This window comes from Novosphingobium anseongense (assembly GCF_037482895.1).
Taxonomy (GTDB): Bacteria; Pseudomonadota; Alphaproteobacteria; order Sphingomonadales; family Sphingomonadaceae; genus Novosphingobium; species Novosphingobium anseongense.
Map to the genome: position 1 here is coordinate 146,817 of NZ_JBBHJZ010000001.1, position 17,999 is coordinate 164,815.

Consider the following 17,999-nt stretch of genomic DNA (forward strand, 5'->3'; position numbering starts at 1 on the left):
CCCGGTCCCAGTGAGGAGTGGCCGCAAGCGCCGCCCAATGGGAGTTGTTGTCCGGTGAACGAGATCGTGTCGCAATCGGCGTTCGAGGCGGAGGTACAAGCCGTGCCTTACGATCCCGCGCGCCCGATCCCGCTGTTTCAGGGGCTGGGCCGTGCCAGTCCGCCGCCGCGCCGCAACCAGCGGCTTCGCCGCGCGCAGATCCTCGCGACGATCCGCCGGCTGCTGACGCAGGACGGGCTCGACGGCGTCACCGTGCGCGGCATCGCCCAGGCCTCGGGCCATGCCGTGCAGACGATCTACAACCTCGTCGGTCCGCGCGACCAGGCGATCGTCGAGGCGATCAGCGAATATACCCGCTACGTCGGCCACACGGCGCTGCCCGATCCCGGCGATCCCGAGGCCGTGGTCGAGATCATCGGCCGCTGGCTGCAGTCGATCGAGGCCGCGCCCGAGTTCTGCCGCCAGGTCTGCCTGATCTTCTTCACCCCTTCGCGCGGGATCTTCTACCACTTCCGCGACAAGCAGCTCAAAGCCATGCAGGGCCTGCTGGTGAAGCAGCAGAAATGCGGCGTGCTGCGCGCCGACGCGAACCTGAGCGAACTGGCCGAACAGCTCGTCACTTTCGCGACGGCTTCCTGTGTGGAATGGTCGGACCGGCCTTTTCCGCTGCCGCAACTCCACCAGCGCATCCGCTCGGGCTTCGGCAACCTGCTCGACGGTGCCCGCGTCAACCCGACCGCGCCGCAGTGGAGCTATGCCTCCTAGGTGGGTTCGCCGGTCCGCTCGATCAACTTACCCAATTCGTGCAGCTTGAGCTTGCCGGTGGCCGTGCGCGGGATCTGGTCCTCGGTGATGAAGACGATCCGCTTGGGCACCTTGTAGCTCGACAGTGTCTCGCGCAGCGCCGCGCGCAGGCTTTCCTCGCTCGGTGTCGCGTCCTCGGCCGGAACGACCGCGGCCGCGACGATCTGCCCGAACTCGGCATCGTCGAGCCCGGTCACCAGGGCCAGCACGACTTCGGGCAGTTCGTTGAGCGCAGCCTCGACCTCGAGCCGCGAGACATTGGCGGCGCGGGTCTTGATCATGTCGTTGCGGCGCGCAACGAAATAGAGGCAGTCGTCGGCGTCGATGCGGACGAGATCGCCCGTCGGGTAGAAGCCGTCGGCGGTGAAGACCTCGCTGTCGCGGCGCTTGTACAGGCCGCGCATCAGTGCGCCGCCGCGCAGCTGCAGTTCGCCGATCTCGCCCACGGGCACCTCCGCACCGGTCTCGGGATCGACGACGCGGCGCTCGTAGCCGTTGACCGGGCGGCCGCAAGCGTGGGGTTTGTCCGCAGGCATCCGATAGTTCAGCGGCTCTGCGCTGTGCGGCGCGAAAGTCTCGCTCATGCCGAGCATGCCCGACTGGAATTGCGTCGGGATCAGTTCGCCCGTCTCGTCGCGGAAGAAGCCGAGGCCGACGATGCTGTCGATGTCGATGCCGCGTTCAGGGGCGAGCTTGCGTAGGCGCGAGAGGCCGTCGCCCCAACCGTTGAGCCGGTTGACCTTGAGCGCCTTGATCGTCTCGACCACCACTTCGAGATCGGGCGAGGCCGGATAGACCAAGGTCGCGCCCTGGCTCAGCACCTGGAAGAACATCGCCATGCCGCCCAGCCAGAAGGCCGGCAGCATAGGCAGCATGCGGTCCTCGGGCTTTATCACAAACAACTTGGCCAGTTCGGGCGGGTGGCGGGTGACGTTCCATTGGGTGTGGACCACGGCCTTGGGCAGCGAGGTGCTGCCCGAGGTGTAGACGATCACCGCATCGTCGCTCGGCGCGACCTGCGCCTCGACCGCCGCCAGGATCTCCGGGCCGACTGCATCTGCGCGCGCCAGCAGGCCGTCGATCGAACCGGCCCACGCAAGCCCTTCGGCATCGTCTAGCCAGACCGCGCGCAGGTAGGGCGCGTCGGCGAGCCGCAACGCTTCGGGCGCGCAGGTGCCCAGTGCAGGGAAGGCGGCCGCGATCGTCCGCGCATAGTCGTGACTGAGGAAGCGCCGCGCCGAGATCAGCACTTGGGTATCGCTGTTGCGCAGGATGTGCGCGAGTTCCTTGGGCGTCGCCATCGTCGAGACGCAGGTGATCAGCCCGCCGATCCGCAGGGCGGCGAGGAAGGCCGTCGCCCAGAGCAGCCCGTCGGGCGCGATCAGCGCGATCCGCGTACCCTTGCCCGCGCCGGTGGCGATCAAGGCGCGTGCCATCTCGGCGCTGCGCGCGTCGAGCTCGGCATAGGTCACGGTCTCGGCGACCGTGGCGATCGCCTCGTGATCGGCGCGCGTGGCGGCGAGGCCGGCGAGCATTGCGGGTATCGTGGAAGCCGGTTCGGTCCCGCTCATGATCTCTCCTTTTCGGACGCTACTTCATTGCCGCGAGAGGCAGGGCGGGTCCACTGCGATTGGCTGGAACGATGATAGGCTTCGTTCCACGCTCCCGATGAGTCGCCGATTGTGCGGTCTGCGCGACCTGTGCGAATTCGTGAGCCAACGAGAAAAACGAGAGAGGAAGAGACGATGGCGGAGAAGATCGCTTTCGTGACGGGCGCGGGCTCCGGCATCGGCCGGGCGACCGCGCGGCTGTTCGCCGAGCGCGGCCACGCCGTGGCGCTCGTCGACATGAACGAGGCCGGCGGCCGCGAGACCGAGGCCCTGATCCGCGAAGCCGGCGGCGCGGCGCGCTTCATCCAGGCTAACGTCGCCGACGACGATTCCGTACGCAACGCGGTCGAGCAGACCGTTGCCGCCTATGGCCAGATCGACGCCTGTTTCAATGCTGCGGGGATCGACGGCGAGGTCGGGAAGCTGACCGCCGAGGGTTCGCTCGACAATTGGCACCGCGTCATCGGCGTCAACCTGACCGGCGTCTGGCACTGCCTACGCCACCAGATTCCGGCGATGCTGGCGACCGGCGGCGGTGCGATCGTCAACTGCGCCTCGACCGCGGGCATCCGCGGCGCAGCCTTCTGCGGCGCCTATTCGGCCTCGAAGCATGGCGTCGTCGGGCTGACCAAGGCCGCGGCGCTCGAATATGCGAGCCAGGGAATCCGCATCAACGCGGTCTGTCCGGGCATGATCGAGACGCCGATGACGCAGCGCCCGGGCATGGGCGAGATCATCCAGGAACTGGTCAAGACCAGCCCGCTCGAGCGCATCGGCCAGCCGCAGGAGATCGGCGCCGCGGTCTGGTGGCTCTGCGGCCCCGACGCGAGTTTCGTCCACGGCCAGGCGATCCCGGTCGACGGCGCGCTGACCAGCCGATGAGCGACTATCGCTTCGATGGTCGCACGGCGATCGTCACCGGCGCCGGCGGCAATCCCAGCCTCGGCCGAGCGCACGCGCTGTTACTCGCGTCGCGCGGCGCCAAAGTCTTGGTCAACGACATCGGCGTCGATCCCGAACAGCGCCACTATCCGGGTGCGGCCTCGGCCGAGGCCGTCGCTGCGGAGATCCGCGCGGCCGGTGGCAAGGCAATCGCCAACACCGCTTCTGTCGCCACGCCGGAGGGCGCGGAGGCGATTGTTCAGGCCGCGCTCGATGCCTTCGGTGCGGTGGATATCCTTGTGAACAACGCGGGGATATCGATCGGCGCGCCCTTCGATGCGATCAGCCCGCGCGACATCCAGCGGCACATCGACATCAACCTCATGGGCTCGATCTGGTGCAGCCGCGCGGCCTGGCCGCACATGAAAGCGGCGGGTTACGGCCGTATCGTCAACATCACCTCGGCTTCGATGACCGGCTTCGCCGATCAGGTCGCCTATGCCGCTAGCAAGGGCGGCGTTTGGTCGCTGACGCGCGCGCTGGCGGCCGAGGGCGCGGCGCACGGTATCAAGGTCAATGCCGTCAGCCCGGCCGGCTACACGCGCCTTGTCATCTCGACGATGGAGGACGATTCGCCGCTGCTGGCTCATGCCAAGCAGTCGCTGCCGCCGCAGCTGTCCTCACCCGCCGTCGCATTCCTCGCGCACCAGGACTGTCCGGTGAACGGCGAATGCATCGACTCGGTCGGCGGTGAGGTGCAGCGCTGCTACATCGGCCGCACGACCGGCTTCAACGAGCGCGACCATACGATCGAGACGATCGCCGCGCGCTGGGCGGGGGTGATGGACACCGAGGGCGCGGTCGTTGTCGGGCTCGCTGCGATGGATACTTCGGACTGGGGGCTGCGCGCCTACGACGGGGCCGACGCGTCATGGAACTGACCGGCACTGAGACACGGCTCGATCCGACGATCCGCAACGATCCGTTCCCGTTCTACCGCGCGCTGCGCGAGGAACGGCCAGTCTACTACGACCCCGGCCTCGATCTCTACCTCGTGACCCGGTACGACGATGCCGCCGCCGTGCTGCGTGACGACGTCAACTTCTCGCTCGAGCACGGCTATCAGGACCGTTACGGCAACGGCTTTCTCGACGAATTCGCCGCAATCCTCGAACGCGACGGCGGCGGCTTCATCCGCGACATGGCGATCGATCCGCCCAAGCATACGCGCTATCGCAAGCTCACCGAGAAGGCCTTCACTGCGCACCGGGTGAAGGATCTCGAGGGGCGCATCCGCCAGATCGTCGTCGGCTTGGTCGAGGCCATGGCCGAACGCGGCGAGGGCGACGGGATGAAGGATTTCGGCGGGCCGGTGACAGCGCAGATTATCTGCGAACAACTGGGCTTCGACCCGGCGGAGGTCACGGCGGAAAAGATCGCGCTCTGGACCAAGGCCGTGCTCGACCAGATCGGCCGCATGCAGACGCGCGAGGACATGCTCGAGAACGCGGCGGTCATGTGCGAACTGCAGAACTACATTATCAAGCACATCAAGGATCGCCAGGCGAACCGCCGCGAGGACATGATTTCCGATCTCGTCCACGCGCGGCTCGACGATGATGCCGAGCCCGTGCTGTCCTGGACCGAGCAGATCGCCACGGTCCGCGGCTTCCTGATCGCTGGCAACGACACGACCGCGGCGGCAATCGTCAACCTGCTGCTCGTGCTCGCGACCGAACCGGGGCTGGCCGACCGGCTTTACACGCAGGTCGACGACGAGCGCGTGATGACACGCTTCGTCGAGGAAGTGCTGCGGCTCCAGCCGCCGGTCCACGGCCTGTTCCGCACGGCGATGAAAGACGTCACGCTCTCGGGCGTCACGATCCCGGCCAAGGCGCAGGTCTGCATCATGTACGCGGCGGCCAACCACGATGGCGCCAAGTTCGCCGATGCCGACGCGCTCGACATCGATCGGCCCAACGTCGGGGCGAACCTGACCTTCGGGCTCGGCATCCACCGCTGCGTCGGCATCGCGCTGGCGCGGATGGAGATCAAGGTCGCCGCGCAGGAGATCATCCGGCGCTTGAAGGACATCCGGCTGGCGATCGACCCGGCCGAGATCACCTATCTGCCGACCCTGGCGACGCATACGATCGAACGCCTGCCGCTGACCTTTGCGCGGCGATAATTCCTCCCGATCCTCCCCGTGCCGGGGAGGAATTGCTAGCAACCCTCCATGACCGCTTTCGCCTACATTGCCGCTGCCATCGCCGAGATCGCCGGCTGCTTCGCCTTCTGGGCCTGGCTCAAGCTCGGCAAGTCGGTCTGGTGGCTGCTTCCGGGCATGGTCTCGCTGGCGCTGTTCGCCTGGCTGCTGACCTTGGTCGACACCGACAACGCCGGGCGCGCCTATGCCGCCTATGGCGGGGTCTACATCGCCTCGGCGCTGCTCTGGCTGTGGGCGGTCGAGGGCGCGCGGCCCGATCGCTGGGACCTGATCGGCGCCGGCGTGTGCCTGGCCGGCGCGGCGATCATCCTGTTCGGGCCGCGGACGGCCTAGCCTGCCGCTTCCACCGCCGCCCGGGCTTCCATGATCTCGCCGATCAGGCTCTTGGCCATGCCCGCGGTCGCCCCGCCATCGACCGAGAGGATCTGTCCCGAGACCTGACGCGAGCGGTCGCTCGACAGGAACAGCGCGGCCTCGGCGATGTCGCGCGGGCTGCCCTGGCGCTTGAGCGGTTGCCAGCCCATGCGAACGTCGTTCACCGCCTCCTGGATGCGCTTCTGCAAGCCGTCCTCGTCGGCGGCGGCGAAAGTGCCCATCGGCGTCGGGATGTTGCCCGGGCAGATGCAGTTCACGCGCACGAGGTTCACGCCGAGCTCGATCGCCGCGCACTGGGTGAAGTTGACCACGGCGGCTTTCGAGGCGCGGTAGTTGAAGAAGCCGAAGCCCGCCTGGATGCCGCTGATCGACGAGACGTTGATCACCGAGCCGCCGCCGTGCTGCGCCATGTGCCGCGCGGCGATCTGGGTGCCGAGCATCACGCCTTTGACGTTGACCGCCATGACCCGCTCGAAGGCGTCGAAATCGGCGTCGAGCAGCGAGCCGAAGGCGTTGTCCGAAAGCCCGGCATTGTTGACGATCGCGTGGAGCCCGCCGAATTCGCTGACCGCGTAGTCGACAAGCGCCTCGACCGCCTCGCGCTTGGATACGTCGGTCTGCTTGAAGCGCACGTCGCCGCCGAGGTCCTGCGCCAGCGCCTGGCCTTCCTCCTCCAGGACATCGGCGATGACCACGCGCGCACCTTCCTCGAGAAACAGTTCGACCATGCCGCGGCCCAAGCCGCGCGATCCACCGGTCACGATCGCGACTTTTCCGGCCAGTTCGTTCGCCATCGTCGTCTCTCTCCTCCGTCTCGTCCCAACTTTGGGAGAGTTCCCGGCGCCGTTCTAAAGTTCCGCCGTCTTGCCCGCGCCTGCTACATCAAGCGATGCTATCGACTCAATCGCGGAGACTGGAATGCAAAAGCGACTTCCCGGAGGGACATTAGAGGTTTCGGCCATAGGCCTGGGCTGCATGAGCCTGAGCGGCGCCTATGGTGCGGCTTTGTCCGAAGCCGAGGCCGGCGATCTGCTGCGCGCGGCCTACGATCGCGGTGTTACCTTCTTCGACACGGCCGAGATCTATGGCCCCTATCTGAGCGAGCAGTACCTGGGGGCCGGGCTGGCCGGCCTGCGCGACAAGGTGGTGATCGCCACCAAGTTCGGCTTCAAGTTCGAGGCCGACGGCAAGCAGGGACAAGGCTTCGACAGCCGCCCCCAGCGCATCCGTGATTTCGTCGAGGCTTCGCTGCAGCGACTGCGCACCGACTATATCGACCTGCTCTACCAGCATCGGCTCGATCCGGCCGTGCCGGTGGAGGACGTCGCCGGCACGGTCGGCGACCTGATCCGCGAGGGCAAGGTCCGCGCCTTCGGCCTGTCCGAGGCCGACGCCGACAGCATCCGCCGCGCCCATGCGGTGCAGCCGGTGACTGCGCTGCAGAGCGAATATTCGCTATGGTCGCGCGAGGTCGAGGACGAGATCCTGCCGACGCTCAACGAGCTGGGCATCGGCTTCGTGCCGTTCAGCCCGCTCGGCCGCGGCTTCCTGACCGGCGGGGTCAAACCGGACTCCTTGCCCGACACCGACTGGCGCGCGAAGATGCAGCGCTTCGGCGGGGAGAACGGGGCCAGAAACTATGCGCTGGTCGAGGCGCTGCAGGCGCTGGCGGCGAAGACCGGACACAGCTCGGGCCAACTCGCGATTGCCTGGGTGCTGCATCAGGGCGAGGACTTCGTGCCGATCCCTGGCACGCGCCGGCTCGATCGGCTCGAAGAGAACATCGCCGCGGCCGAGATCGTGCTCTCCGCAGAGGATCTCGCGGCGATCGACGCGGCCTTCCCGCAGGCCGAGATTGCCGGGGGCCGGTATTGGTGAGCGGCGTGACGTCCCTTGACCGCGATCCGGCGGCGCTGGTCGCCGATATCGAGGCGCGCGCGCGGCGGGTGGAAACGCCCTGCGGCGACGGCACTATCGTCTGGCGGATATGGGGCGAGGGTGAGCCTCTCGTCGTCAGCCACGGCGCCCAGGGCGCCTGGTCGCACTGGATCCGCAACGTCGAGACTTTGTCCGCCGATCGCATGCTGATCGCCGTCGACCTGCCGGGCCACGGCGATTCCGCCATGCCCGAGACGTCCGATCATCGCGGCAATGCCAAGGCGATCGCAACGGGTCTGCGCGCGATTCTCGGCAATCGACCCGCGGATCTCGCCGGCTTTTCCTTCGGCGGAGTCTCGTTCGCGCACTTCGCTGCCTGGCATCCCGAGCAGGTGCGCCGGCTCGTGCTGATCGGCACGGGCGGGCTCGATACGCCGCTGGGTGAAGTGCTGCTCGGCCGCCTGTCGGGGCTCGAAGGCGAAGCGCGGCAGGCGGCGATCAAGGCCAACCTGCTCGGGCTGATGCTGCATCATGAGGACAGCGCCGACCACCTCGCGCAGCATCTGCTGCTGGTCAATGCGGGCAAGGCCCGCTTCGATCGCGCGTCCGAGCTCGTGCTGCCCGACAAGCTCGTGCGGATACTGCCCGAGGTGCGGGTGCCGGTCGACGCGATCTGGGGCGAATTCGACCGGCCGCATCCGGCGCCTGAACTGCAGGAGGCGGTGATCCGCCGGACCCATCCCGAGGCCGACTTCCGCGTGATCGAAGGGGCGGGGCACTGGGCGATGTACGAGCGCCCCGCGGCCTTCGACGCGGCACTGCTCGCGATACTGGCCAAGCCGCCCCGCGCGGTTCGGGTCTGAGGCGGAGGGAGAGGCTGCCATGACCACAACGTTCACCAACGCCCAAGTGTTCGACGGCCGCCAGGCTCTGCCCGGGCTGCACACGGTCGTGCTCGAAGGCAATCGCATCGCCTCGGTCTCGTCGGGTCTGGCCGACGGAGACGCGATCGACCTCGGCGGCATGACCCTGATGCCGGGGTTGATCACCTGCCATTTTCACCCCGATTTCTACAAGTTCACGCTGGCTCAGGGCTTTGCCGGCGAACCGCTGGGCAAGGAGCTGCCGCCGGGCGTGCTGATGGCGATCGGCGTGCGCAATTGCCGCGTGCTGCTCGAAAGCGGCTTCACCGGCTATGTCGGCGCCACCGCCGGGCACGACATCGACGCGCAGCTCAAGATGGCGATCGAGCAGGGGATCATTCCGGGACCGCGGCTGCGCGCCTGTTCGATGCACATCGGCACGACGGGCGATCTCAACCATTCGAAGAACTGGTGGCGCGAGATGACCTCGCCGGGCACCGACACCTTCGTCGACGGGCCCGCCGAGATGCGCAAGACGGTGCGCGAATTCATCCGCCGCGGCGCCGAGACGATCAAGCTGTTCACCAGCGCCGGCCACGGCTTTCCCGGCCCGGTGCCGCGCAACATGGAGCGCGACGAGATCGAGGCCGCGGTCCAGGCCGCGCACCACCGTGGCGCCAAGGTCCGCGCGCACTGCGCCGACCGGGCGATGATCCAGGAGTGTGTCGAGCTCGGGGTCGACATCATCGATCACGGCGACGAGATCGACGAGGCGCTGATCGCGCTGATGGCGCAGAAGGGCACCGTCTGGGTGCCGAGCCTGATCTATCCCAAGTGCCTGCTCCAGCTCGGCTGGGGCAATGCGCGGATGCAGGAGCTCTACGACCACGTCCGCGCGATGCTGCCCAAGGCGCAGCAGGCGGGTGTGAAGATCCTGATCGGCGACGACTATTCGGGCGTCTTCCGCGACGTGATCCCCGACGATCCGCTCGACCACCAGGTCGGAAATTACGGCCGCGAGTTCGCCTACTACGCCGAAATCGAGGGGCTCTCGCCCGCCGAGGTGCTGGCCTGGGGCACGGCCAATGCTGGCGAAGTGCTGACCGGCGGACGCGACAGGCTCGGGGTGATCGAACCCGGGGCTCTGGCCGACCTGATCGTCGTCGACGGCGATCCGCTGGCCGACCTGTCGATCCTCGCTCGCCCGAACGAACACCTCAAGGCCGTCGTCCGCGATGGCCAGTTCACGATCGACCGCCTGTCGCAGGCGCGCCTCGCGCCCGCCACGCTCATGGGAGTAGCCGCCGAATGATCCCCGCCCAGCGCAACAAGTCCTACATGCAGCTCGCCTTCGTCGTGCCGAACCTAGAGGCGGCGATCGACCATTGGGTGCGTACCGCCGGGGCAGGGCCGTTCTTCGTGTTCGAGGAACTGCACTTCGACGAGAGCACCTATCGCGGCCAGTCGGCCGACGTGCAGCCTTGCCGTGCCGCGATCGGCCAGCATGGCGACATGCAGATCGAGCTGATCCAGCCGCTGACCGCAGGGCCGGGCATCTGGACCGACGTCGTGCCGCTCGGCGGTTCGGGCTTCCACCACACCGGGCTCTACTGCGCCGATTACGAGGGCGAGCGCGCCGCCGCGCTGGCCGGCGGCGAAATGGCCTTCGAGGGGCTGATGATGGGCGCGAAGACCTGTTACGTCGACACAGTGAAGACCCTGGGCTTCATGACCGAGCTGATCACCGCCAACCCCGTCGCCGAGATGGTCTTCGGCCAGATCAAGGCCGCCTCGGAGGGCTGGGACGGCAGCGATCCGATCAGGACGATGGGCTAGAGCGATGACCGCGCTGCCGCCCGACTTTGCCGATCTCGAGCGCTTTGTGCCCGACTGGGTTCACGTTGACGCTCCCGCGCGCATGGCCAAGCGCCAGGGTTCCACGATCGCCGAGCTCAAGGCCTTCTACGATGCGATGCTGCCGCGCGGCGAGGCCGTGCTCGCCTGCCTGCGCGGCTATCGGCTCGGCGAAATGCCGGCTGAGGCCGAGACTCTGCTGCGGCTGATGTTGATGCTCGCCGAGGTCGCGCCGGCGGTCGAGTGGTACAACGATCCCGCGGTCTACGACGGCTTTCCCGTCGAGCGCATCCGCTACACCCGGCTGATCTCCGACACGGGAGCCCAGGCATGAACGAGCTCGCCACCCCGCCGGTCCCCGGCATCGGCCTGACCGCCCGCTATCCCGAGATCGGCACCGGCCCGGTCGACACGGCGATCTACCACGAGCCCCAAATCTACGCGAAGGAGATGGAAGCCATCTTCAAGCGATCCTGGTTCATGGTCGGCCGGACCGAGCAGATCGCGCGGGCGGGGGACTTCTTCACCTATACCCTGCCGACCTTCCGCCAGGAGATCCTGGTCTGCCGCGACCGCGACGGGCAGGTCAACGTGTTCCACAACGTCTGCACCCACCGCGGCAACGTCGTCGAGCATCGCAAGGAAGGGCACAGCCAGGGCCTCTTCATGTGCCGCTTCCACGGCTGGGCCTTCGATCTCAAGGGCGGCCTCGCGCGCATCCGCGACGAAGAGGGCTTCTTCGGCGTCGACAAGGCCTGCAACGGTCTGAAGCGCATGCCTGTCGGCATCTGGCAGGGCTTCATCTGGGTCTGCCCGAGCGACGAACCATACCAGAGCCTCGAGGAGTTCCTCGGCGATCAGGGCCGCGACACGGCCGGCTATCCCTGGGGCGCATGCACGCAGTCCTATCAGTTCGAAGTCGAGGTCGACTGCAACTGGAAGCTGGTCAACGACAGCCCGGCCGAGGTCTATCACATCCCCGTGCTGCACCCGAACTCGGCCGCGCCGACGATGATGGCCTCTGGCAATATCATGGGCCGGCTGCTCGGCACCGAGATCAAGGGGCACCACCGCACCAATTCGCACTACAGCGTGATGGGAGAGCCCAAGCCCGTGCAGAAGCTGGCCTATTTCCATGCGGCGGCGGCGCAGAACGTGGCGGTCGAGGAGAAGGGCTACGAACTGCCCAAGGGGATCAACCCGACGCGCTCGCCGTGGTGGACGGTCGACTTGATCCAGTTCTTCCCGACGATCGGCTTCACGCTCTCGGCGGGCATGTACACCGCCCATCAGGTCTGGCCGCTCGGCCCGAACAAGTCGCTCTACCAGCAGCGCGTCTTCGTCCGACCGGCCAAGACCGCGGCCGAGCGCTTCGGCCAGGAGAACACCATGGTCGAGTTCCGCGACGTGGTGATGGAGGATTTCTCCACGCTCGAACGCATCCAGCGCGCGCTCGACACCGACCAGATCAAGCAGTTCCACTATCACGACCACGAGCTGGCGCTGCGGCACCAGCATTACGTCGTGACCCAGATCCTCGCGGAATGGGACCGCGAGCAAGCCTCAGCACAAGGATAAGACGATGGCGACGATCGCACAGACCGCCCCCTGCCGCGCGGTGACCCCTGAAGAGGTGGCACATTACGAGACGCATGGCTGGGTCCAGCTCAAGCGTTTCATTTCGCCCGAGATGATCGCGACGATGCTGACCAAGGCCAAGGAGCTGATGGGCGAGGACGGCGACAGCAATCCGCCCTATGGCATCGACCAGCCCTACTTCAACGCCTTCGCCGCCTCGGGCTACAACGACGCGCGCGTGAAGCCGGTGTTCGACGGCATCGGCCAGGCCGCCAAGGCGCTGATGAACCGCAAGGCCGATCACGGCGTACGCCTGTTCAACGACTTCTTCGCGCCCAAGCTGCCCGCGGCGAAGAAGACGCGCAACCAGGGCAACGGCCCGACCAGCTTCCACCAGGACTACATCACCTTCGCGGTCGATCGCACCGGTGGGATGACCTTCTGGATCCCGCTCGAAGCCTATGGGCCCGAGGCGGGGACGATGTCGTTCCTCAACGGCTCGCACAAGCTGGGCGTGCTGGGGAACTACACGAGCTACGACGGCAAGGACATCCGCGAGGTCTGGCCCGAGCTCAACGACTGCGAGGAGAGCCCGCAGATCGACTACGAGCTGGGCGACATTACCGTCCACACGCACCTGACCGTGCATGGGGCGGGGGCCAATCATCTCGATCGGCCGCGCTGGGCCTACCTGGTGCTGCCGCAGCCCGCCGACGCGCGCTGGAACGGCGCGCCGCCCGAGGCCTTCGATCCCAAGGCGCATGGCATGGAGCCTTACGGCAAATTCCCCGACGCGGCGTTTCCGATCATCGGGTGAGGACGGAACAAGCGGTTGTGTGTAGCGTAGCGATGCCATGAAAAGCATCGCCACGCTCACGCTCAATCCCACGATCGACGCGTCCTACGATGTCGATCGGGTGATCCCGACGCACAAGATCCGCACGCGCAACGAGCGCTACGAGCCCGGCGGCGGCGGCATCAACGTCGCGCGCGTGTTCTGCCGGCTCGGTGGCCGGGTCGAATGCCTCTACCTTTCGGGCGGCGGCACCGGCGCGGCCTTCGACGGGCTTCTCGACGACATGGGCCTGCCGCGCCGCGCGATCGCGATCGCCGAGCCGACGCGCGTCGCCAGCGCGGTGCACGAGGCGGAGACGGGCAAGGAATTCCGCTTCGTCCCCGCCGGTCCGACGATCTCGGACGAAGAGTGCGCGGAGTGCCTCGACCTGCTGCGCGAAGTCGACTGCGACTACTTCGTCGCCAGTGGCTCGCTGCCGCCGGGGATCGCCGACGATTTCTACGTCCGCGCCGGCGAGATCATGCGCGAGCGCGGCATTCCGCTGGTGCTCGACACGTCGGGCGAGGCGCTGAAGACCACCTTGACCGCGGGCGGTGTCTACTTGGTCAAGCCGAGCGCGGGCGAACTGCGCCAGTTCACGGGTGAAGCGCTGGAAGAGCCCGAGGCGATCGGTGCCGCCGCCATGGCGATCGTCGCGGCGGGGCAGGCGGAACTCGTCGCGGTGACGCTGGGCCACAAGGGCGCGGTGCTCGCGCAGGCCTCGGGCACGACCTTCGTACCGGCGCTGGAGATCGAGGCGCGCAGCGCCGTGGGCGCGGGCGATAGCTTCCTCGCGACGATGCTCTTCGCGCTGTCCGAGGGCCGCGATCCGGTCGAGGCCTTCCGCTACGGCATGGCCGGCGGCGCGGCCTCGGTCCTCAATCCGGGCACGGGCCTCGCGCATCCCGACGACATCGAGCGCTTGTTCGCCCAAGTGGCGCGGGCCTAGAACTCGGCGACGATCCGCCCGACCACGCCGCCGGCCTCGAGCCTGGCCAGCCCCGCGGGTATATCGTCGAAGCCGATCGACGACGCCTCGATCGTCAGTTCGCCGCGCGCCATGTGGGCGATGACCGCGGCGGTGTTCTCGCGCTGGCCGCCGCCCGAGCCGACCAGGGTCACCGACTTGCCGACGAGCTCCATCGTCGAGATCGTCGCCGAAGTGCGGCCAAGGCCGACCTGAACCACGCGCCCGCCGACCCGCACCGCGCGGATCGCGCCGGCCGTGGTCTCGCCGAAGCCCGCGAAGTCGACGATCAGGTCGAGCTCCAGCCCGACCATGTCGAGCACGTCGGCGAAGACCTCGGTGACGCCCTGCGCGCGCGCCGCGGCCCAGGCCTCGCGCCGCGGTTCGGCGGCCCAGACCTGGGCACCGCCGAGCACGGCCAGCCGCGCCCCGGTCATGCCCAGGCCGCCGAGGCCGATGATGCCGACCTTCATCCCCGGCTGCAGCGCGCCGGCCTTGTAGAGCGCGGTGTGCGAGGTCTGGCCGGCGTCGGTCGCGGCGGCGCCCTGCGCGAAGCTGACCGTATCGGGCAGCGGGATCAGACATTCGACCGGCACCAGGCAATGCGTCGCATAGCCGCCGTCGGCATGGCGTCCGGGACAGAAGGCGAGGCTGCCCGAGGCGACGACGCGGGCGCCCAGGGCGAAGCCGCTGACGCCGTCACCCAGCGCGGCAATCTCGCCCGCGACCTCGTGACCAAGGACGATCGGCGGTGGTACCGGCATGAATGGCGTTAGCGTGCCATCCATCCGGCCGACGTCGCTATGGCACAGACCCGAGGCGCGCACGCGCAGCAGCACTTCGCCTGGACCGGGGCGCGGCGTGTCGCGCGCGATCCGTTCGAGCGGCCGGTGCGCGCCGGTGAACAGCCAGGCTTCCATCCTAGAGCTTGAAGCCGCCGCTCGCGTCGATGGTCTGCGCGGTGATCCAGCGGCCCAGCGGGGAGGCGAGGGCATAGACGATGTCGGCGATCTCCTCGGGCTGGCCGAAGCGCTTGAGCGCGGTGAAGTCGATCACTCCCTTGGCCAGTTCGGGGTCCTCGGTGACATGGAGGTTGGTTTCGCCCGCGGTGAAGCCCGGCGAGACCGCGTTGACCGTGATGCCGCGAGGACCGAGGTCCTGCGCCAGCACGCGGGTGAAGGCCTCGACCGCGGCCTTGGCCATCGAATAGACGATGATGCCGGGATCGGTCAGCCGCGATCCGGTCGACGAGATGTTCACCACGCGGCCATGGTCGCGCAGGTGGTGATAGAGCGCGCGCGTCAGCAGGAAGGGACCGCGGACGTTGTTGTTGAAGGTCTGATCGTAGATCGCGTCGGTGGTGTCGACGATCTTGGCGTAGTCGCCGCCGCCGATGTTGTTGATCAGGATGTCGATGCTTTTGTCGCCCGTGCGGCTGATGAACTCCGCATCGAGTGCGGCGATCAGCTTCTCGATCTCGCCAGGCTCGCCGATCTTCGCCTGGACGGTGAAGGCCTGCCCGCCCGCGGTTTCGATCGCGGCAACGGTGTCCGCCGCGGCCTGGTGGTTGCCCGCATAGTTGACCGCGACCAGCGCGCCGGCCGCCGCCAGCCGCTCTGCCATGGCGCGGCCGATGCCGCGTCCGCCGCCGGTGACCAGCGCCGTCTTGCCTGCCAGATCCTTCTGCATTCGTCGTTCCTCTCCTTGGCCGTCCCACAGGACCGACCGAGGAGACCTCAGGCGACGATCGCGCGGCGGCAGAATTCCCAGATTTCGTCGGCGAGACGCGGCCGGCGATAGCTGGCCGGCTCCCCGCTTTCTTCCATCAGCGTCTCGATGTGGACGGTGCTGGCGATCAGATTGTAGATCAGCGTCGCTTGCAAGACGGGATCGCACTCGCGGAGCTGACCCGTGCGGATGCCTGCGCTGATCCGTTCGGCAATCATCGCGATCAATGGCTGCAGCGCGGCTTCCAGCTCGGCCGGGCGGCTCTGCGCGAGCCGCATGTGCTCGCGCACCATGGCCGAGATGCGGCGCATGCCGATGCGTCCGCGATGCGGCTGAGAACCCAAAACCAGCAGATCGGCGACGACGCGCAATTGATCGAGCGGGTCAGCGAGGTGCGCGGTCTCGCGTTCGAGATGTTCGGCCGATTCGCGAAGCGTCTCGGCAAAGACCGCGACGACGAGATCGTCCTTGCCTTCGAACCGTTCGTAGAAGGCGCGGCGCGCGAGGCCCGTGCGCTTGAGCATCGCACGAATGGTGAGGCCATCGATGCCCTCTTCCTCGAGCAACTCGTTGGCCGCGGCGATGATGCTTGCCCTGCGGACGCACTCGGCCTCATGGTCGGGGTTATCGGCAGAGAGTGCCAGGTCGGCGGGTGGCGACATGACACTCCGGTTACCGTGTCGGCGGCCTCAGGTCCAGCCGTCGAGATTGACAAAATCGGGCATAGGTTCTACAAATCGAGAACACTGTTCTCAATGTTTCTGGAGAGTTTCGAATGCCGCTAGTCACCTATGTCGATCACGATGGCACGAAGCACGAGGTCGATGTGCCCATCGGTGAGAACGTGATGCGCGGCGCGGTCAACAATGGTGTCGAAGGCATCGTCGGCGAATGCGGCGGCGGTCTCGCCTGCGCCACCTGCCACTGTTACGTCGCGGCCGACTGGGCCGACGTCGTCGGCGAGCCCAGTTCGGACGACGAACGCGACATGCTCGAATCCGCCGCGGACGAAGTTCGCCCGACCAGCCGCCTGAGCTGCCAGATCGAAGTCACCGCCGAGCTCGACGGGCTTGTCGTCGAACTGCCCGCGCGGCAATACTAAGCGGAACGGGAGAGAGCATCATGGCCACCGCCCCCACCATCATTCCCGAGAACGATCCGCGCAATCCGGTGCCGTTCCCGCTGCCGCGCGCGGCCGGGCCGGATCAGGTGCCTTCGCATGTTCCCGAAGCGCTGATCCGCTCGACGAACATGCTGTTCAATCCGGAATTCCTCGCCGATCCCTATGCTTATTTCTCGGGCATGCACGAGAAGCTGCCGCCGATCTTCTATGACGTCGGCCGCATCGGCAACGCCTGGCAGCTGACCAAGCACGAGGACGCCTTTTTCGCGCTGCGCCACGGCGAGTATTTCTCCTCCGCCAGCTCGACGCCGTTCCCGCGCGATCCCAGCGACTATTTCTACTTCCTGCCGATCGAGATCGATCCGCCGATGCATCGCAAGTACCGCGCGATCGTCGATCCGCTGGTCAACCCGCAGGCCGTGCTCAAGTGGGAAGAGCGCATCCGCAAGCTGTCGAACGATCTGATCGACTCGGTGATAGAGAAGGGTGAGTGCGAGTTCACCGAGGACTTCGCGCGGCCGCTGCCGGTCTGCGTGTTCCTCGACCTCATGGGGCTGCCGCAGGACATGCGAGACCAGTTCGTCACCTGGGTCGTGCAACTGCTCAAGACCTTCGATCCCACGCAGATGATCGGCACGATGAAGGTCATCGGCGACTATCTGAAGAGCGCGATCGAGGACAAGCGCAAGAATCCCGACGAGGGCATGATCAGCCGCATCGTCCACGCCGCGCCGAACGGCGAGCCGCTGTCCGACAAGGAGATTTTCGGCTTTGTCTTCTTCGTGTTCATCGCCGGGATCGACACGGTCTACGCCACGCTCAACAACATCTGGTACTGGCTCGCGCGCAATCCCGATCGCCGGCACGAGATGATGGCCGATCCCGACAACATCAACGCCCAGGTCGAGGAGCTGCTGCGCGTCTTCTCGGTCACCTTCTCGGGGCGCATCCTCAAGCAGGATCTCGAATTGCGCGGCGTGCAGATGAAGGCCGGCGACCGCATCACCTCGATCCTGCCCGCCTGCAACTACGATCCCGACGTCTTCCCCGAACCGCGCAAGGTCGATTTCCACCGCCCGCGCAAGCCGATCCTGGCCTTCGCCGGCGGCGTCCACTCTTGCATGGGCGCACACCTCGCACGGCTCGAGATCAAGATCGGCCTGCAGGAATGGCTCAAGCGCATTCCCGAGTTTTCGGTGAAGCCGGGCGCCGAGATCAAGTATCCGCCGAGCGCGGTGGTCGGTCCCGAGCCGCTGCCGCTGGTCTGGTAAAGCC

Annotated in this window: 20 protein-coding genes; 15 read left to right on the forward strand and 5 right to left on the reverse strand. The window is 67.2% G+C overall.

Annotated elements, in window-relative coordinates; translation table 11 throughout:
- Positions 1–54 precede the first annotated feature (54 nt).
- Entirely contained in the window at positions 55–765 is a 711-nt protein-coding gene (locus WG901_RS00660) for a TetR/AcrR family transcriptional regulator (RefSeq protein WP_339585100.1), read from the forward strand.
- Here the strand turns inward: WG901_RS00660 and WG901_RS00665 are convergent.
- Positions 762–2,375 (reverse strand): class I adenylate-forming enzyme family protein, encoded by a 1,614-nt coding sequence (locus WG901_RS00665; protein ID WP_339585101.1) that lies wholly within the window; start codon positions 2,373–2,375, stop codon positions 762–764. The two genes, WG901_RS00660 and WG901_RS00665, sit on opposite strands and share 4 nt — an antisense overlap.
- A gap of 174 nt (positions 2,376–2,549) precedes the next feature.
- Here WG901_RS00665 and WG901_RS00670 point away from each other — a divergent pair, with 174 nt between their 5' ends.
- Genes WG901_RS00670 through WG901_RS00685 form a run of 4 tightly spaced genes read left to right on the forward strand, consistent with a single transcriptional unit; the run spans position 2,550 to position 5,856 of the window.
- Complete coding sequence (locus WG901_RS00670) at positions 2,550–3,296, forward strand: SDR family oxidoreductase (RefSeq protein WP_339585102.1); 747 nt, start codon at positions 2,550–2,552, stop codon at positions 3,294–3,296.
- On the forward strand, positions 3,293–4,237 hold the full coding sequence (locus WG901_RS00675; protein WP_339585103.1) for an SDR family NAD(P)-dependent oxidoreductase: 945 nt from the start codon (positions 3,293–3,295) through the stop codon (positions 4,235–4,237). The genes WG901_RS00670 and WG901_RS00675 overlap by 4 nt, the downstream gene beginning before the upstream one ends.
- Positions 4,228–5,484 carry a cytochrome P450 gene (locus WG901_RS00680; RefSeq protein WP_339585104.1) on the forward strand — a complete coding sequence of 419 codons (1,257 nt, stop codon included), beginning with the start codon at positions 4,228–4,230 and terminating at the stop codon, positions 5,482–5,484. The genes WG901_RS00675 and WG901_RS00680 overlap by 10 nt, the downstream gene beginning before the upstream one ends.
- Before the next feature lie 48 nt (positions 5,485–5,532).
- Positions 5,533–5,856 carry a YnfA family protein gene (locus tag WG901_RS00685; protein WP_339585105.1) on the forward strand — a complete coding sequence of 108 codons (324 nt, stop codon included), beginning with the start codon at positions 5,533–5,535 and terminating at the stop codon, positions 5,854–5,856.
- On the opposite strand, the gene WG901_RS00690 is transcribed toward WG901_RS00685, so the two are convergent.
- Positions 5,853–6,692 (reverse strand): SDR family NAD(P)-dependent oxidoreductase, encoded by an 840-nt coding sequence (locus WG901_RS00690; protein WP_339585106.1) that lies wholly within the window; start codon positions 6,690–6,692, stop codon positions 5,853–5,855. The genes WG901_RS00685 and WG901_RS00690 overlap by 4 nt on opposite strands.
- A 124-nt stretch (positions 6,693–6,816) precedes the next feature.
- On the opposite strand from WG901_RS00690, the gene WG901_RS00695 reads away from it, so the two are divergent.
- From WG901_RS00695 to WG901_RS00730, 8 genes are read left to right on the forward strand one after another with little or no spacing between them, the layout of a single operon-like run.
- A complete protein-coding gene (locus WG901_RS00695; RefSeq protein ID WP_339585107.1) occupies positions 6,817–7,776 on the forward strand; it encodes an aldo/keto reductase in 960 nt (319 codons plus the stop codon).
- 5 nt (positions 7,777–7,781) lie between these two features.
- Entirely contained in the window at positions 7,782–8,639 is an 858-nt protein-coding gene (locus WG901_RS00700) for an alpha/beta fold hydrolase (RefSeq protein ID WP_339585108.1), read from the forward strand.
- Positions 8,640–8,658: 19 nt separating this feature from the next.
- Positions 8,659–9,951, forward strand: a complete 1,293-nt coding sequence (locus WG901_RS00705) for a metal-dependent hydrolase family protein (RefSeq protein ID WP_339585109.1) — start codon at positions 8,659–8,661, stop codon at positions 9,949–9,951.
- Complete coding sequence (locus WG901_RS00710; protein WP_339585110.1) at positions 9,948–10,475, forward strand: VOC family protein; 528 nt, start codon at positions 9,948–9,950, stop codon at positions 10,473–10,475. The genes WG901_RS00705 and WG901_RS00710 overlap by 4 nt, the downstream gene beginning before the upstream one ends.
- A gap of 4 nt (positions 10,476–10,479) precedes the next feature.
- Positions 10,480–10,827, forward strand: coding sequence for a hypothetical protein (locus tag WG901_RS00715; protein WP_339585111.1), 348 nt, complete (start codon positions 10,480–10,482; stop codon positions 10,825–10,827).
- Positions 10,824–12,071, forward strand: coding sequence for an aromatic ring-hydroxylating oxygenase subunit alpha (locus tag WG901_RS00720; protein ID WP_339585112.1), 1,248 nt, complete (start codon positions 10,824–10,826; stop codon positions 12,069–12,071). The genes WG901_RS00715 and WG901_RS00720 overlap by 4 nt, the downstream gene beginning before the upstream one ends.
- A 4-nt stretch (positions 12,072–12,075) precedes the next feature.
- Positions 12,076–12,888 (forward strand): phytanoyl-CoA dioxygenase family protein, encoded by an 813-nt coding sequence (locus tag WG901_RS00725; RefSeq protein ID WP_339585113.1) that lies wholly within the window; start codon positions 12,076–12,078, stop codon positions 12,886–12,888.
- A 37-nt stretch (positions 12,889–12,925) separates the two neighbouring features.
- Positions 12,926–13,855, forward strand: coding sequence for a 1-phosphofructokinase family hexose kinase (locus WG901_RS00730; RefSeq protein ID WP_339585114.1), 930 nt, complete (start codon positions 12,926–12,928; stop codon positions 13,853–13,855).
- Here the strand turns inward: WG901_RS00730 and WG901_RS00735 are convergent.
- From WG901_RS00735 to WG901_RS00745, 3 genes are read right to left on the reverse strand one after another with little or no spacing between them, the layout of a single operon-like run.
- On the reverse strand, positions 13,852–14,793 hold the full coding sequence (locus WG901_RS00735) for an alcohol dehydrogenase catalytic domain-containing protein (protein ID WP_339585115.1): 942 nt from the start codon (positions 14,791–14,793) through the stop codon (positions 13,852–13,854). The genes WG901_RS00730 and WG901_RS00735 overlap by 4 nt on opposite strands.
- Position 14,794: 1 nt before the next feature.
- Positions 14,795–15,562, reverse strand: coding sequence for an SDR family oxidoreductase (locus tag WG901_RS00740; protein ID WP_339585116.1), 768 nt, complete (start codon positions 15,560–15,562; stop codon positions 14,795–14,797).
- 47 nt (positions 15,563–15,609) lie between these two features.
- A complete protein-coding gene (locus tag WG901_RS00745) occupies positions 15,610–16,263 on the reverse strand; it encodes a TetR/AcrR family transcriptional regulator (protein ID WP_339585117.1) in 654 nt (217 codons plus the stop codon).
- A 113-nt stretch (positions 16,264–16,376) separates the two neighbouring features.
- On the opposite strand from WG901_RS00745, the gene WG901_RS00750 reads away from it, so the two are divergent.
- Complete coding sequence (locus tag WG901_RS00750) at positions 16,377–16,703, forward strand: 2Fe-2S iron-sulfur cluster-binding protein (RefSeq protein ID WP_339585118.1); 327 nt, start codon at positions 16,377–16,379, stop codon at positions 16,701–16,703.
- Positions 16,704–16,723: 20 nt separating this feature from the next.
- The gene (locus tag WG901_RS00755) at positions 16,724–17,995 is read left to right on the forward strand and encodes a cytochrome P450 (RefSeq protein ID WP_339585119.1); all 1,272 of its coding nucleotides are present in this window, start codon (positions 16,724–16,726) and stop codon (positions 17,993–17,995) included.
- Positions 17,996–17,999 lie beyond the last annotated feature (4 nt).

Excerpts from the sequence above, each read along its gene's own strand:
- WG901_RS00665 (WP_339585101.1), bottom strand. The coding sequence starts at position 2,375 with ATGAGCGGGACCGAACCGGCTTCCACGATACCCGCAATGCTCGCCGGC.
- WG901_RS00670 (WP_339585102.1), top strand. The coding sequence starts at position 2,550 with ATGGCGGAGAAGATCGCTTTCGTGACGGGCGCGGGCTCCGGCATCGGC.
- WG901_RS00675 (WP_339585103.1), top strand. The coding sequence starts at position 3,293 with ATGAGCGACTATCGCTTCGATGGTCGCACGGCGATCGTCACCGGCGCC.
- WG901_RS00680 (WP_339585104.1), top strand. The coding sequence starts at position 4,228 with ATGGAACTGACCGGCACTGAGACACGGCTCGATCCGACGATCCGCAAC.
- WG901_RS00685 (WP_339585105.1), top strand. The coding sequence starts at position 5,533 with ATGACCGCTTTCGCCTACATTGCCGCTGCCATCGCCGAGATCGCCGGC.
- WG901_RS00690 (WP_339585106.1), bottom strand. The coding sequence starts at position 6,692 with ATGGCGAACGAACTGGCCGGAAAAGTCGCGATCGTGACCGGTGGATCG.
- WG901_RS00695 (WP_339585107.1), top strand. The coding sequence starts at position 6,817 with ATGCAAAAGCGACTTCCCGGAGGGACATTAGAGGTTTCGGCCATAGGC.
- WG901_RS00705 (WP_339585109.1), top strand. The coding sequence starts at position 8,659 with ATGACCACAACGTTCACCAACGCCCAAGTGTTCGACGGCCGCCAGGCT.
- WG901_RS00710 (WP_339585110.1), top strand. The coding sequence starts at position 9,948 with ATGATCCCCGCCCAGCGCAACAAGTCCTACATGCAGCTCGCCTTCGTC.
- WG901_RS00715 (WP_339585111.1), top strand. The coding sequence starts at position 10,480 with ATGACCGCGCTGCCGCCCGACTTTGCCGATCTCGAGCGCTTTGTGCCC.
- WG901_RS00720 (WP_339585112.1), top strand. The coding sequence starts at position 10,824 with ATGAACGAGCTCGCCACCCCGCCGGTCCCCGGCATCGGCCTGACCGCC.
- WG901_RS00725 (WP_339585113.1), top strand. The coding sequence starts at position 12,076 with ATGGCGACGATCGCACAGACCGCCCCCTGCCGCGCGGTGACCCCTGAA.
- WG901_RS00730 (WP_339585114.1), top strand. The coding sequence starts at position 12,926 with ATGAAAAGCATCGCCACGCTCACGCTCAATCCCACGATCGACGCGTCC.
- WG901_RS00735 (WP_339585115.1), bottom strand. The coding sequence starts at position 14,793 with ATGGAAGCCTGGCTGTTCACCGGCGCGCACCGGCCGCTCGAACGGATC.
- WG901_RS00740 (WP_339585116.1), bottom strand. The coding sequence starts at position 15,562 with ATGCAGAAGGATCTGGCAGGCAAGACGGCGCTGGTCACCGGCGGCGGA.
- WG901_RS00745 (WP_339585117.1), bottom strand. The coding sequence starts at position 16,263 with ATGTCGCCACCCGCCGACCTGGCACTCTCTGCCGATAACCCCGACCAT.
- WG901_RS00750 (WP_339585118.1), top strand. The coding sequence starts at position 16,377 with ATGCCGCTAGTCACCTATGTCGATCACGATGGCACGAAGCACGAGGTC.
- WG901_RS00755 (WP_339585119.1), top strand. The coding sequence starts at position 16,724 with ATGGCCACCGCCCCCACCATCATTCCCGAGAACGATCCGCGCAATCCG.